Here is a 13,021-nt window from a genome sequence, read left to right as displayed (position 1 = left end):
GCATCCTCCGTCCTGCCTCCGCGGCGCGCCCGCCACGCGGTACCAGGGGACGCCGGGTGAGCCGCCCGCTGCACCTGCGTCGACGGGACGGCCGACGCGGCCGCGACCGCCTGCGGCCGTCCCGGCGAGAAGGGGAACGCCGAGGTCGGACCGCCGGGCGGCGCGGCGCGGAAGGCCGAAGGACCCGCCGTGGCAGGCGAGCCGGCAGCGGCGGCGAAGGGCGCTCGGCAGGGCGTCCCTCCTTTGCCCGCGCACGGTGGCACATCAGGACCGCTGCCGCTGAGATGGAAGCGCCCCTGACTGTTCCCGAACGGAAAGAGCCCGCCGTGATCGTCAAGAAGCTCCACGAGTCCGGCATCCGTGCCGAGCACGCCTACACCGCCGCCTTCGTCTCCATCGGCCTGTCCGTCATCTCCTGGTGCGCCTCGCTGAGCGTGGAGAAGAAGGGCGAGGAACGCGCCGACCGGTGGGGGATCTTCGTCGGAGAGTGGGCGCCGACCTTCTTCGCCCTTGGCCTGGCCCTGCACAACTACGAGAAGTAGCCCGGCAGGCCCGCCCGGCACGGCCGCCCGTGGCCGCCGTCGCGGCGTGCGGGTGGCCGCGGCCTCCGGGGGGGGGCGGTCCGGTGCTGTGCAGCCCGCCGTGCGGCTCCTCTCCCCAGCCGACGGCTGACGCGGACTTCGCGCTGGACCGCGGGCTGAACTGGTCGAGTGCAAAACCACTTGTGCGAAACGGAGTTGAGGGGGGGTGCGCCCGGCCGGTCCGGCGCCGACACGGCACGTGCCCGCGGGACCGGCCAGGGGCGGATCACCGGCCGCTGACCGCCTCACCGCGGACAGCGGTCGCGTACGGGCTGTGCGCGCGCCGTCGACGTGCGGCGTTCCCGTCCGGCCGCGCCCCGGCCGTCGCGACCAGCAGGTCACGCAGCGGCCCGGCGCCCTCCGCGTCGAGCACCGCGCGGTCGAAGTGCCACAGCCCCAGCGCGGCGAGCCGGTCGATGGTGCTCTCCACGGTGGCGCGCGCCCCCGTGCGGACCAGCACCTCCCGCACCTGCTCCAGGCCGTGCCCGGTCAGTTCCGCGTCGCCGAGCCGGCGCTCCAGGACGGCGAGCGCGGCACCGTCACGGGCGGCCTCGGCGCGCGACCGGGCGATCGCGAAGAGATAGGTGGGCTTGCCCTCCCGGATGTCGCCGCCGCACGCCTTGCCGGTCTCCCGCGGATCGCCGAAGACGTCGTCCACGTCGTCCCGCAGCTGGAACGCCATGCCGACACAGCGGCCGGCGTCGGACAGCCGGCGCAAGGTCGGATCGTCGGCGCCCGCGACGGCTGCCCCCAGGGCGAGGGGCCGCTCCACCGAGTAAAGGGCGCTCTTGAGGCAGGCGGCGCGCCGGACGTGGGGCAGTGACCACGCTGCCGCGATCTGGCCCTTCACGTCGAGGTACTGGCCCGCCACCATCTCCGTGCGCATGTCGCTCCACAGCCGTCGCACGACTGCTCCCGTACGGGGCGGCAGCGGCGTCTCCGCGACCAGGTCGTCGGCCCACGCCAGTGCCAGATCGCCGGCGAGGACCGCCGCCGACTGCCCGAACCGCTCGGCCCCCGCCCGTCCGGCGTATCTCTCGGCCAGGTCCGCGTGCAGCGCGGGCCGACCACGCCGCAACGCCGCCCGGTCCATCACGTCGTCGTGGACGAGCGCGCACGTCTGCAGCAGCTCCAGGGCGCATCCGAGACGCAGGGCGGCCGCCGCGGTCCCCGGGTCCCGGCCGGCGTACGCCCGTGCGGCCCACCACACCAGCTGCGCGCGCGTGCGCTTGCCACCCGACAGGGTGAAGCGCGCCACCCGTTCCGCCAGTTCCTCGGCGAAGAGGGGATCGGCCGACCGGGCCCGGCGCATGCGCTCGGCCAGCACGTCGTCGAGCACCCGGCCGACCGCGCCGGGCACGTCGGCGTCGGCCTCGCGCACCTCGGCGGGGCGGGCGGGAAACGGCGTGCTCGCCCCCTGGCGCGCCGCGCCCTCGTCGTGCCCCTCCCGGTCGTCGACCGGCGGCCTGCGCGGAAGCGACGTCCCGGCCGTCGCGGCCGACGGCCAGGGCGGCGCGGTCGCGGGGCGGTCCTTCGCGTGGGTGGGACGCATCCCGGTTCCTCCGTCGTGTCGGTGTCCGTCGATCGCGTCACCCGTCCGCTTCGGCGCGGGCGACTCGGGCGGATGCGCTGACGCCCCGGGTGGTCGCGGCGACACCGGGCTCCGCCCCTACCACCGTGCCCTGACCCGTGCTCGGTCGCTCGCCGCCGGTGGGTGCCCTGCATCCACCGGGGGACACGGCCTTGTCACCAACCGCACCCCCTCTTCGCCTTTGTGCGGCGAGTCCCCGGCCCGGCGGGTCAACCGGCCCGTCCCGGCCGCTGCCTGTTCCTCAACACGACACACCGTGGAGGCGTCACACGGCCACGCACGACGGTGGGGCGCACCAAGCGGCCCGTCCCCCTCCGCCCGACCCGACGACGCCGGCCCGCGCGGCAAACCGGGCGGCCCGCCGCCGTACGACCGCCCGGGGACCGAGTTCCCCGCCGGCCCGGCCGCGGCGGGGGAGCGCGCACCGGGGAATGCCCCCGGGCGGCGCGGGCAGAAGGGAACGAACGGGCGTGGGCTTCCCGCCATCCCTGCTGGGGAGGGACCTGGTCATGCGTATCTGGCAGCAGAGCACGGAGATGGGCCCGCGTCCGGGCCGGACGTCGCCGTTGGGCGCCACCTTCGACGGCGCGGGGACCAACTTCGCCGTGTTCTCCGAGGTCGCGCAGCTGGTGGAGCTGTGCCTCTTCGACCAGGACGGCGCGGAGGAGCGCGTCCCACTGCGAGAGGTGGACGGCTTCGTCCACCACGTCTACCTGCCGGATGTCGGGCCGGGCCGACGCTACGGCTTCCGGGTGCACGGCCCGTTCCGTCCCGAGCGGGGTGAGCGCTGCAACCCGAACAAGCTGCTGCTGGACCCCTACGCCAAGGCGATCGAGGGCGAAATCCACTGGGACGAGGCCCTGTTCCCCTACCGCTTCGGGGACGTCGAGCGGCGCAACGACCTGGACTCCGCGCCCTACACCGCCAAGTCGGTCGTGGTGAACCCCTACTTCGACTGGGGCAGCGACCATCCGCTGCGGACCCCATACCACGAGACGGTCATCTACGAGGCCCACGTCAAGGGCATGACGCGGACCCATCCCGCGATCCCGGAGGCCATTCGCGGCACCTACGCAGCGCTCGCCCACCCGGCCATGGTCGACTACTTCGTCAAACTCGGTGTCACCGCGGTGGAGCTCATGCCCGTCCACCAGTTCGTGCATGACCACGCCCTGGTGCAGAGGGGCCGGTCCAACTACTGGGGGTACAACACCATCGGCTTCTTCGCGCCGCACAACGCCTACTGCTCATCGGGGCAGCGGGGCGAGCAGGTGCAGGAGTTCCGGTCGATGGTCAAGACCCTGCACGAGGCGGGCATCGAGGTGATCCTCGATGTCGTCTACAACCACACCGCGGAGGGGAACCACCTCGGCCCGGTGCTGTCGTTCCGGGGTCTGGACAACGCGGCCTACTACCGGCTGTCCGACGAGGACCCGCGCTTCCACTGGGACACCACCGGCACCGGCAACAGCCTGCGCATGAACCACCCGTTCACCCTGCAGCTGATCATGGACTCACTGCGCTACTGGGTGACCGAGATGCACGTCGACGGCTTCCGCTTCGACCTGGCCGCCACCCTGGCCCGGCAGTTCCACGCGGTCGACCGGCTGTCGTCGTTCTTCGACCTCGTCCAGCAGGACCCCGTCATCTCCCAGGTCAAGCTCATCGCCGAACCGTGGGACCTCGGCGACGGCGGCTACCAGGTCGGCAACTTCCCGCCGCTGTGGACCGAGTGGAACGGCAAGTACCGCGACACCGTGCGCGACTTCTGGCGGGGTGAGGGCGGCACCCTGGGAGAGTTCGCCTCCCGTCTGACCGGCTCCTCCGACCTCTACCAGAGCGACGGCCGCCGCCCCTACGCTTCGGTCAACTTCGTCACCGCGCACGACGGGTTCACCCTGCGCGACCTGGTCTCGTACAACGGCAAGCACAACGAGGCCAACGGCGAGGACAACCGGGACGGCGAGAACCACAACCGCTCCTGGAACTGCGGAGCCGAAGGGCCCACCCGGGACCGCGATGTCCTCGCCCTGCGCGCCCGGCAACAGCGCAACCTCCTCGCCACACTGCTGCTCTCCCAGGGCGTACCCATGCTGCTGCACGGTGACGAACTCGGCCGCACCCAGCAGGGCAACAACAACGCCTACTGCCAGGACGGGGAACTCACCTGGATCGACTGGCCGGACGTCGCCGACGGCAGTGAGCTGCTCGATTTCACGCGCAGGCTCATCGCCCTGCGCCGTGACCACCCCGTCTTCCGCCGACGACGGTTCTTCAAGGGCTGGGTGGCGCACGAAGCCGGTGCCGACGCCAAGGACATCACCTGGTTCACCCCCGCCGGACGCGAGATGACCGACACCGACTGGGACACCGGCTTCGCCAGGTCACTGATGGTCCACCTGAACGGGAAAGCGATCACGGAACCCGACCTGCGCGGCCTGCCGGTCGAGGACGACTCCTTCCTCCTGCTCTTCAACGCGCACAGTCAGGCCCTCACCTTCACCCTCCCCGAGGAGACGGGCCGGTGGTGGGCGGTGGAGGTCGACACGGCCATCCCCTACACCGAGTACCGGACGCTGATCAAGGGCGGCAGCGAGGTCGAGGTCGAAGCCCGCGCCATGCTCGTGCTGCGCGGCCACCAGGACGGCTGACCCCCCGTCGGCCCCGGCCGCCGGAACGAACGCTCGGCGTCTTCGCGAGCCGTCAGGTGTTCTCCGGCCATGTCGGACGGCGGGCGAAGTGCGCCCACGCGGCCACGACCATGAGCGCGGCGACAAGGCCGCCGAGCCTCATGACCGTGGACGGGGAAGTCCGGTCCACGATGACACCACCGGCCACCGCGCCGAGTGAGATCGTCGCTTGGAAGGAAGCGGTGAACAGCACCGACGCCGCCTCCGGCGCGTCGGGGGCCGCCTTGGCGAACCACGTCCGGGAGGAGACGGGGACGGCACCGTAGGCAACGCCCCAGACGATCAGCAGGGCGACGGCGCCGGTCTGCCAGCGCCCCAGGACCGGTAGCAGCAAGGTGACGGTCGCGATCATGCCGGCGGCGAGACCGAAGGTGGCCCGGGGGTGGCGGCTGACCACCGCTCCCCCCAGGAAGTTGCCGACGATTCCTGCGGCACCGTAGACCAGGAGGAAGACAGTGATCAGCTGCGAGCCGGCATGGGTGACCTGCTCCAGGAACGGAGTGACGTAGGTGTAGGTCCCGAAGTGCGCCAGCACGGCCAAGAAGGTCAGCAGCAGCGCGAAACGCGTGTTGACGCTCCTGAGCGTTCCGCGCAGCACACTCGGACGGGTCGTCCGGTCGGGCGGCAGCGGCGGCATGACCAGGAGCAGCATCGCCAGTACACCGACTGTGAGGGCGCCCATGACGACGAATGCCGTGCGCCAGCCGGCCGCGTCCCCGATGAACGTGCCGGCCGGTACACCGAGCACGGAGCCCAGCGGTACCGCGGAGAAGATCACCGAGGTGGCGCGGCCGACCGACGCCGCGGGCACCAGGCGCTCGGCCAATCCGGCACCGATCGACCAGAAGCCCCCGATGACGACGCCGACGACGACACGGGAGACCAGGACCAGCCAGTAGTCGGGCGCCGCGGCGGCCAGAAGGTTCGCCATGGCCAGCATGAGCATGAACACGCACAGCATCAGACGGCGGTCCATGCGTGCGGTCGCCACGGTGACCACGGGCGCGGAGACGGCCGCAAGAAACCCGGGCATGGTCATCATCAGCCCGGCCATCCCGTCGGAGACGGCGAAGCCGGAGCCGATCGTGGTGAGCAGGCCGATCGGCAGGATCTCGGTCGTGACGATCGAGAAGATCCCCAGCATGACCGAACTCACGGCCAGCCACCCGATCAGGGGAGACCGAGTCGGTGAGCCGGCTTCGTCGGAAGGGCGGGTTGCGGTGTTTGTCGAGGCCATGGGCTCCGTCCCGTGAAGGGCCTGTCGTTGCCTGAGCAGTTCAACAGGCCCCGCACAGTGAGGGCTGGCAGGTCCGCGACATCACTCTTGTGACGCGAGGGTGATGTCGCAGACCTGCTGAAGCGCTCTCCGACGCGGCTGCCCGGCAGGAGCTTTGACGAAGCGTCGCTGTACGCCGGTCACGAGGGTGGGCTCGTTCGGCGGGGAACGGCGGCGACGTGGGATCGTCGGTGAGCGCCGCCGGTGACTCCAGGGCGGTCACCGAGGGGCAGCGCGGACGGCCGGCAGCGCGGGCATCGCGCCGGCACACGGGGCGAGCAGGCACCGGGCGCAGTCCGGCCCGGCCGGTCCGGCGCCCGCGGCGACCACGTCCCGCGGCCTGGCCGCCCGACGCCCGCCGCGTCCCGGGCGGGACCGCCCGCGCCTCCCGCAGCGCCTCCGCCCGGTGCCGGCCGCCGCGTCGGCCACCGTGAGCCGGCCGCGCCCGCCGGCGAGAACCCGCCGCAGTCACCCGAATGCCCCGCACGCCCCGTGCATCCGGCCGTGCGGGCGGCACGGTGGAGAGGACGAGGAACGTGATCCGGTGAACCCGGCAGTGGAAAGAGGCGGTTCCCCTTGACACAGGAAACGACCGGGGCCGGGGGCGAAGCGGCCACCTGTCTCGTCACCGGCGCCAGCGGCTACATCGGCGGCCGGCTGGTGCCCGAACTGCTGGACGCCGGCCACCGGGTGCGCTGCCTGGTCCGGACCCCCCGCAAGCTGCGCGACCACCCGTGGGCGCACAGGGTGGAGATCGTCCAGGGAGACGTCACCGACGCGGACTCCGTGGCGCGAGCCATGGCGGGCGTGGACGTGGCCTACTACCTGGTGCACGCGCTCGGCACGGGCCGCGACTTCGAGCGCGCCGACCGGCAGGCGGCCCGCGTGTTCGGCGAGCAGGCGCGCGCGGCCGGTGTGCGCCGCCTGGTCTACCTCGGCGGGCTGACCCCGCCCGGCGTTCCCGAGCACGACCTGTCCCCGCACTTGCGCTCCCGCGCCGAGGTCGGCCGGATCCTGCTCGACTCGGGCGTACCGACGGCCGTGCTGCGTGCCGCGGTCATCATCGGCTCCGGATCGGCGAGTTTCGAGATGCTGCGCTATCTCACCGAGCGGCTGCCGGTGATGGTCACCCCGCGCTGGGTCCACACCCGCATCCAGCCGATCGCCGTGCGGGACGTCCTGCGCATCCTGGTGGGCTGCGCCCGCCTGCCCGCCGATGTCAGCCGGAGCTTCGACATCGGCGGCCCCGAGGTGCTCACCTATCTGGCGATGATGCGGCGGTACGCCGCCGTGGCCGGACTGCGCCGCCGCCTGGTGGTACCGGTGCCGGTGCTCACGCCCGGCCTGTCCAGCCACTGGGTGGGCCTGGTCACCCCGGTCCCGGCCTCGATCGCGCGCCCGCTGACCGAGTCGCTGCGGCACGAGGTGGTGTGCCGCGAGAACGACATCGAACGGTACGTACCCACTCCACCCGGTCATCCTCTCGGATTCGACCAGGCCGTCTCCCTGGCGCTGCAACGGGTCCGCGAGGCCCAGGTCGCCACCCGCTGGTCGTCGGCGTCCGTGCCCGGCGCTCCCAGCGACCCCCTGCCGACCGACCCGGACTGGGCCGGTGGCAGCCTCTACACGGACGTGCGCGAGTGCGAGGCCCAGGTACCGGCCGAGGCGCTGTGGCAGGTCGTCGAGGGCATCGGCGGGGAGAACGGCTGGTACTCCTTCCCGCTGGCCTGGGCGGTGCGCGGCTGGCTGGACCGTCTCGTGGGCGGCGTGGGCCTGCGCCGGGGCAGGCGCGATGCCCGGCGGCTGCGGGTGGGGGACTCGCTGGACTTCTGGCGGGTGGAGGAGATCGAGCGCGGACGGCTGCTGCGACTGCGCGCCGAGATGCGGCTGCCGGGCCTGGCCTGGCTCGAGATGCGGGTGGAAGGCGACAGCGGCGGGCCGGCCCGCTACCGGCAGCGCGCCCTGTTCCACCCGCGCGGGCTCCTGGGACACCTGTACTGGTGGGCCGTCTCGCCGTTCCACGCGGTCGTCTTCGGCGGCATGGCCCGCAACATCGTCCGGGCCGCCGCCCGGACCAGGCAGCTGGCCGGCCGCGCCCCGAACGGCGATGCGTCCGGGACCGGGCCACGGGCTGCGGACGGGGCCGCTCGCACCGGTGGCCGCCGACCGCCGGAGGGGAGCTGAGACAGCCGCTTCGGACGGGTCTCCCGCACCCCCGCGCTATGGGTGTGTCCGTGAGACGTGAGAGGGTCTGACGCGTGAGTGAGACACCGTCGAACACCCTGCAATACCGCTTTGACGGGCCAGAAGAGGCTCCCGTCCTGATCCTGGGTCCCTCGCTGGGCACCACATGGCACATGTGGGACCGCCAGGTTCCGGAACTGGCCAAGCAGTGGCGGGTCTTCCGGTTCGACCTGCCCGGGCACGGCGGGGCGCCCGCCCATCCGGCCGGTTCGGCGGGCGAGCTGGCCGCGCGGCTGCTGGCGACCCTGGACGGGCTCGGCGTGCAGCGGTTCGGATACGCGGGCTGCGCGCTGGGCGGCGCCATCGGCATCGAGCTGGCCCTGCGCCACCCGGAGCGGCTGGCGTCGCTCGCGCTGGTCGCGGCCTCGCCCCGGTTCGGCACGGCCGACGAGTTCCGCCAGCGCGGGGTGATCGTCCGCACCAACGGGCTGGACCCGATCGCGCGGACCTCGCCCGAACGCTGGTTCACCGGCGGGTTCGCCGCGGCGCAGCCCGCGATCACCGAGTGGGCCGTGCAGATGGTGCGCACCACGGACCCCGGCTGCTACATCGCCGCCTGCGAGATCCTCGCCGCGTTCGACGTGCGGGCCGAGCTGGGGCGGGTGGGCGTGCCGACCCTGGTGCTGGTCGGCTCGGAGGACCAGGTCACCGGCCCGGCCGAGGCCCGCACCCTGGTCGCGGGCATCCCGGACGCCCGGCTGGCGGTCGTGCCCGGCGCCTCCCACCTGGTCCCCGTCGAGCAGCCGGCCGCCGTCACGGATCTGCTGGTCCACCACTTCTCCACGGCCTGGCAGCAGCCCTTCGACACGGGGCAGATCGCGCTGCCGGGGACGTCGGCCGCGCTGCCGGTGCAGGCCGTGCCGCCGCAGGCCCCCGCGCCGGTCGCCGAGATCGCCCCGGCCGCCGCCACGGCGCCGCCCGAGGACCGCCCCGACCGGTACGAGACCGGGCTGAAGATCCGGCGGGAGGTGCTGGGGGACGCGCACGTGGACCAGGAGCTGGCCGCGGCCGACCGGTTCTCCGGGGACTTCCAGGAGTTCGTCACCCGCTACGCCTGGGGCGAGGTCTGGGACCGGCCGGGCCTGGACCGCCGTACCCGCAGCTGCATCGCGCTCACCGCGCTGGCCGCCGGCGGCCATCTGGAGGATCTGGCCGCCCACACCCGCGCCGCCCTCCGCAACGGCCTCACGCCCGACGAGATCCGCGAGGTCCTCCTCCAGACCTCCCTCTACTGCGGCCTGCCCGCCGCCGCCGGCGCGTTCCGGGTCGCCCAGCGGGTCATCCAGGAGGAGACGACCCCCACCGAGTGAGACGCCCGGCGCCCCGGGCACCGCCTCCACCCCACGCGGGCGCGCACCCCGTCCGGCAGGATGGGGTGACATGAAGCTCACCAAGAAGTCCCATGCCTGTGTGCGGATCGACAAGGGCGGGCGCACGCTCGTCATCGACCCCGGCGGGTTCAGCGAACAGGACGCGGCGCTCGGGGCGGACGTCATCCTCGTCACGCACGAGCACGCCGACCACTTCGACGAGTTCCGGCTGCGGGCCGCGATGGAGGACAACCCGGCGGCGGAGATCTACACGCTGAAGTCGGTGGCGGAGCGGATCGCGGCGGCCTTCCCGGGGCGCGTGCACACCGTCGGCCACGGTGACGCCTTCAGCGCCGCGGGCTTCGACGTGCAGGTGCACGGAGAGCTGCACGCCGTGATCCACCCGGACATCCCGCGGATCACCAACGTGGGCTATCTGATCGACGGCGGCAAGGTCTTCCACCCCGGCGACGCCCTCACCGTGCCCGACCAGGCGGTGGAGACGCTGATGCTGCCCGTGATGGCGCCCTGGAGCAAGATCGCCGAGGTGATCGACTACGTCCGCGAGGTGCGCCCGCGGCGCGCCTACGACATCCACGACGCCCTCCTCACCGACCTGGCCCGGCCGATCTACGACCACCAGATCGGCGCCCTGGGCGGCGCCGACCACCAGCGGCTCAGCCCCGGGGCGTCGGCCGAACTGTGAGCGGGACCGGGTTGTCGTAGCCGCCAGGTAGGTTGTGAGACATGCGCATCGCCACCTGGAACGTGAACTCGATCACCGCCCGCCTCCCGCGCCTGCTGGCCTGGCTGGAGAGCAGCGGCACCGACGTGCTCTGCCTCCAGGAGGCCAAGGTCGCCGAGGAGCAGTTCCCCGTCGATCAGCTGCGGGAGCTGGGCTACGAGAGCGCGGTGCACGCCACCGGCCGGTGGAACGGCGTGGCGGTGCTCTCCCGCGTGGGCCTGGCGGACGTGGTCAAGGGACTGCCCGGCGACCCCGGCTACGACGGCGCGACCGAGCCCCGCGCCGTCTCCGCCACCTGCGGCCCGGTCCGCGTCTGGTCGGTGTACGTGCCCAACGGCCGCGAGGTCGGCCACCCGCACTACGCCTACAAGCTCCAGTGGTTCGAGGCCCTGCGCGCGGCCGTGCTCGGCGACGCGCAGGGCGGCCGCCCCTTCGCGGTCCTCGGCGACTACAACGTGGCGCCGACCGACGACGACGTGTACGACACCGCCGCCTTCGAGGGCGCCACCCACGTCACCCCGGCCGAGCGCGCCGCCCTCGCCTCCCTGCGCGAGGCCGGCCTGAACGACGTCGTCCCGCGCCCCCTCAAGTACGACCGGCCCTTCACCTACTGGGACTACCGCCAGCTCTGCTTCCCCAAGAACCGCGGCATGCGCATCGACCTGGTGTACGGCAACGCGCCCTTCGCCAAGGCCGTCAAGGACGCCTACGTGGACCGCGAGGAACGCAAGGGCAAGGGCGCCTCCGATCACGCGCCCGTGGTGGTCGACCTCGACCTCTGATGCCACGCTGGGTCCATGAACCTTCCGTTCCTGGGCCCCCGGCACAAGAAGCACGTCACCGCGGCGCTGCCCGCCGACCCCGAGTCGGTCGCCGCGCTGCTGTCCGAGTGCGAGCTGCTGCGCGCCCAGGCGGCCCGGGCCGGGGTGCGCCTGGACGACACCCCGGCCTCCCTGGAGGCCCTGGACCAGGTGGTCCCGCGCTGGCGCGACGACGCCGAGACGCTGCCCTGGCTGGGCAATGACGCGGGGCTGTACCTGGGCACCGTGCTGGTCCGCACCGTGCCCGGCGCCGCCTGGCGGATCCGCGCCGACGGCGAGCCCGTCCTGTGCCTCGCCTCCGGCCGCGAGGTGGAGGTGGTGGAGGCCGGGCGGCAGTGGGCCGTGACCGGAGTGCCCGAACTCTCCCAGCTCTACGGCGAGATCGCCGAGCCCTGAACCTCCCCAACAGGGGCTTAAATACGGCTAATGCCGGAATGGTGCGTGTCGTCCCTCGGTGCCCCGGCCGTCTGGATAGTTTGCGGCGACCACCACCACACGGCGGAGAGTGGAGTAGGGCTGCGTATGGCCGTCGATCCGTTGATCGAACCGACGAACGGCGACTGGAAGAAGGCGTACGAGGCAACGCGCACCGGGCGGTTCACCCGGTGCCCCGGGGGTTCCCGCCCGTTACCGGGGATTCCCTGACCATCCGCCACGCGGCCCCGGGGACGGCCCGAGGGCCGTTCTCCCATGCCGGGACTTCCGGTCCCCGAGGCCTCGACTACGATGGTGCGTTCCGCCCCGTGGTGAGGCAATCCCGCCGCACCGCACCAGGGAGGAAGGCACTGCCGCCGGGCGGGGTCCCCATGGTCCCCGCACCGTGAGAGGGGCGGCAGTTCACACGGGCCAGGCTCGTCCGGCGGCAGCCGGAGATCACTGCTCGCGCGGGCGAGGAGAAGGTCAGCTGCGCCGGACGAGTTGCGCTCGCCCACGAAGGGCCGGCGGCCCCCCGCCTCCCCGTGGACGGTCCGCTCCCGGAAAGACGGTCACGCCGTCACCCCGACGGGGCGTCACTCCGCCCCGGCCGGCTCCGGGTCCGGCGCCGGCGTCCGAGCCGCCCGGGTCACATCCGCCACCCGTTCCACCACGTCCGGGCCGTACGCCTGCGAGTTGAGCACCTTGAGCAGCAGTACGAAGGTGCCGTCGCCGTACCGGCGGGCCAACCGCTCGTGGTGGCGGGCGAGATAGCGCGTCGCGGCCTGGTTGGTGATCGCGCTCTGGCCGCAGAACAGGAACACCGGCCGGGCCTGGTCCTCGGCGGTGACCCGGGCGAGCAGCACGTACTCCGCGACGCCCCGCTCCCTGCGGTAGTGCTCGCCGCCGAGGTGGAACGTGCCCCGATCGGCAGCCGGTTCGGGCTCGGTGGTGATCCGCAGCCCCGGCAGCAGCGCCGACAGGTGGGCGGCGGTACGGCGGTTGGACGCCGGGCCGCCGACACAGAATTCGGCGCGCTCGCCGAAGCCCTGGCGGACCTCGTCCTGGGTGACCACGTCGGCGTGCGCCCCGCACTCCTTGATGAGCGCGGACAGCTCCAGCAGCGCGAACACGTCGAAGCGGTGGACCGCGGGTTCGGCGGCGGCCGGGTCACGGTTCACGACGAGCAGCGCCTCCGCGTTCTCCGGCAGCCCGAAGAAGGCCCGCTTGCGCCGGAGTTTGCGGCGCCACAGACAGGTACGGGCGAGCCAGCCCAGCGACGCCGAGATGCCGGTCGCCACCAGCCCGAGGACGATGTTGCGCACGTCGTCGTTCATGGCCGCGCATGC

The 13,021-nt window shown here is 73.0% G+C and carries 10 protein-coding genes; 7 read left to right on the top strand and 3 right to left on the bottom strand.

The features are described from left to right. Positions 1-326: 326 nt before the first annotated feature. A complete protein-coding gene (locus HZZ00_RS25990; protein ID WP_180328724.1) occupies positions 327-542 on the top strand; it encodes a hypothetical protein in 216 nt (71 codons plus the stop codon). Positions 543-807: 265 nt separating this feature from the next. On the opposite strand, the gene HZZ00_RS25985 is transcribed toward HZZ00_RS25990, so the two are convergent. Then, positions 808-2,133 (bottom strand): polyprenyl synthetase family protein, encoded by a 1,326-nt coding sequence (locus HZZ00_RS25985; protein WP_180328723.1) that lies wholly within the window; start codon positions 2,131-2,133, stop codon positions 808-810. A 575-nt stretch (positions 2,134-2,708) separates the two neighbouring features. On the opposite strand from HZZ00_RS25985, the gene glgX reads away from it, so the two are divergent. Then, complete coding sequence (glgX, locus tag HZZ00_RS25980) at positions 2,709-4,823, top strand: glycogen debranching protein GlgX (RefSeq protein ID WP_374028564.1); 2,115 nt, start codon at positions 2,709-2,711, stop codon at positions 4,821-4,823. Between the two features lie 52 nt (positions 4,824-4,875). On the opposite strand, the gene HZZ00_RS25975 is transcribed toward glgX, so the two are convergent. Next, positions 4,876-6,099 carry an MFS transporter gene (locus HZZ00_RS25975; protein WP_180328721.1) on the bottom strand — a complete coding sequence of 408 codons (1,224 nt, stop codon included), beginning with the start codon at positions 6,097-6,099 and terminating at the stop codon, positions 4,876-4,878. Positions 6,100-6,714: 615 nt separating this feature from the next. On the opposite strand from HZZ00_RS25975, the gene HZZ00_RS25970 reads away from it, so the two are divergent. From HZZ00_RS25970 to HZZ00_RS25950, 5 genes are all read left to right on the top strand, one after another. Continuing rightward, a complete protein-coding gene (locus HZZ00_RS25970) occupies positions 6,715-8,322 on the top strand; it encodes an SDR family oxidoreductase (protein ID WP_180328720.1) in 1,608 nt (535 codons plus the stop codon). 74 nt (positions 8,323-8,396) lie between these two features. Further along, a complete protein-coding gene (locus HZZ00_RS25965; protein ID WP_180328719.1) occupies positions 8,397-9,692 on the top strand; it encodes an alpha/beta fold hydrolase in 1,296 nt (431 codons plus the stop codon). Between the two features lie 70 nt (positions 9,693-9,762). Further along, positions 9,763-10,398 carry an MBL fold metallo-hydrolase gene (locus tag HZZ00_RS25960; protein WP_180328718.1) on the top strand — a complete coding sequence of 212 codons (636 nt, stop codon included), beginning with the start codon at positions 9,763-9,765 and terminating at the stop codon, positions 10,396-10,398. A 41-nt stretch (positions 10,399-10,439) separates the two neighbouring features. Next, a complete protein-coding gene (locus tag HZZ00_RS25955; RefSeq protein WP_180328717.1) occupies positions 10,440-11,219 on the top strand; it encodes an exodeoxyribonuclease III in 780 nt (259 codons plus the stop codon). Positions 11,220-11,234: 15 nt separating this feature from the next. Beyond that, positions 11,235-11,654 (top strand): DUF6278 family protein, encoded by a 420-nt coding sequence (locus tag HZZ00_RS25950; RefSeq protein ID WP_180328716.1) that lies wholly within the window; start codon positions 11,235-11,237, stop codon positions 11,652-11,654. Between the two features lie 614 nt (positions 11,655-12,268). On the opposite strand, the gene HZZ00_RS25945 is transcribed toward HZZ00_RS25950, so the two are convergent. Further along, positions 12,269-13,009, bottom strand: coding sequence for a hypothetical protein (locus tag HZZ00_RS25945; RefSeq protein WP_180328715.1), 741 nt, complete (start codon positions 13,007-13,009; stop codon positions 12,269-12,271). Positions 13,010-13,021: the final 12 nt, after the last annotated feature.

Origin of the sequence: Streptomyces sp. NEAU-sy36, assembly GCF_013423905.1 — a bacterium.
In the GTDB taxonomy this organism is placed as follows: Bacteria; Actinomycetota; Actinomycetes; order Streptomycetales; family Streptomycetaceae; genus Streptomyces; species Streptomyces misionensis.
The sequence above is the reverse complement of the archived record's forward strand: the minus strand, read 5'-3'. Positions and strand labels throughout refer to the sequence as shown.

Bases quoted from the DNA above. Each gene is read 5' to 3' on its own strand.
- HZZ00_RS25985 (WP_180328723.1), bottom strand. From the start codon at position 2,133: ATGCGTCCCACCCACGCGAAGGACCGCCCCGCGACCGCGCCGCCCTGG.
- HZZ00_RS25945 (WP_180328715.1), bottom strand. From the start codon at position 13,009: ATGAACGACGACGTGCGCAACATCGTCCTCGGGCTGGTGGCGACCGGC.
- HZZ00_RS25975 (WP_180328721.1), bottom strand. From the start codon at position 6,099: ATGGCCTCGACAAACACCGCAACCCGCCCTTCCGACGAAGCCGGCTCA.
- HZZ00_RS25960 (WP_180328718.1), top strand. From the start codon at position 9,763: ATGAAGCTCACCAAGAAGTCCCATGCCTGTGTGCGGATCGACAAGGGC.
- glgX (WP_374028564.1), top strand. From the start codon at position 2,709: ATGGGCCCGCGTCCGGGCCGGACGTCGCCGTTGGGCGCCACCTTCGAC.
- HZZ00_RS25955 (WP_180328717.1), top strand. From the start codon at position 10,440: ATGCGCATCGCCACCTGGAACGTGAACTCGATCACCGCCCGCCTCCCG.
- HZZ00_RS25950 (WP_180328716.1), top strand. From the start codon at position 11,235: ATGAACCTTCCGTTCCTGGGCCCCCGGCACAAGAAGCACGTCACCGCG.